The organism is Sphingomonas sp. FUKUSWIS1 (assembly GCF_000733135.1).
In the GTDB taxonomy this organism is placed as follows: Bacteria; Pseudomonadota; Alphaproteobacteria; order Sphingomonadales; family Sphingomonadaceae; genus Sphingomonas; species Sphingomonas aerolata.
The window spans coordinates 12,973-13,890 of record NZ_JPJC01000258.1 but is presented as its reverse complement, the minus strand read 5'-3'; the positions used below and the strand labels follow the sequence as shown (position 1 = coordinate 13,890).

Below are 918 nucleotides of genomic sequence, written 5' to 3'. Positions count from 1 at the left end.
TCTGCTGACCGGACAGGACGCACCCGTGACCGGCCATGACCCAATCTGCGACGCGCTGCCGATCGCCACCGGATTACCCTGTCCACCATCGCGCATCGCGCCATCGAGCGCCATGAAGGGCATGCCGAGCAGCCAGCCGCTCATATAGCCGAACGCGGCGAGCGACATGAGCGGCAGGCCGGCGCCGCGCGTCAGCGACAGGCTGCGCCGGATCGCGGCGAACGCGCCGATCGGGCCCTCGGCGACAAGCACCGGCCCGGTCATCATCGTCCGGCCAAGAATGTAGAGGCCGGGAATCGCATAGAGAAGCAGCCCCGCCCCCGCTGGCAGCGACACCAGGATCATCGCGAGCAGATAGCGCGGCAGGAGCGTGGCAGAACGCCTGAGCGCTGTGCCGATATCGACCCGGTCACGGTCGAGATACAGCGTATAGACCGCCGCCATGCCGAAGAAGCTGAGCGCATAGGCCAGGCAGTACCAGCCGCCATTCGCCCCCGCCCAGTCGGTCACCGCCTGCGCCCAGACCAGCGCCTGCGCCTCGTCGCCGCGCGTCGCCGCATCGGGCAGCGGCGGGTCGGGCACGACGAGCGCGAGCGCGAAGGCAGGCAGGAACAGGAAGGGCCCGGCGATCCGGAGCAGCAGATCGCGGTCGCGCTTGAACAGGGCCCAGGCGTCTTTCAACACGCCCGTAAAGTCGATTTTCATTCGGTGATCGGTTTCTCTCGGGTGGCGACATAGAGCTGTGCCGTGAAGACATAGGCGAGCGCCATCAGCGCCGCACTGGCAAGCGCGCCGGCGATCCCGGCAAGGAACATCGCGGTCGGGATCTGGTCCCCGCCGAGGATCAGGCGAAAGACGAGCCCGACAACGGCCTGAGCGGCGAAGGTGGCGATCGCGAACACGATCGCGAACAGCAGA

The 918-nt window shown here is 67.8% G+C and carries 1 protein-coding gene and 1 pseudogene; both read right to left on the bottom strand.

Going from position 1 to position 918, the window contains the following annotated elements:
• Window positions 1-705, bottom strand: a 705-nt coding sequence (locus sphsw_RS19965) for a hypothetical protein (protein ID WP_052380990.1), incomplete at its 3' end; no start/stop codon positions are given.
• Window positions 702-918 (bottom strand): annotated as a pseudogene (locus sphsw_RS18475) (hypothetical protein); the annotation flags it as partial. The pseudogene sphsw_RS18475 and the gene sphsw_RS19965, both read right to left, overlap by 4 nt.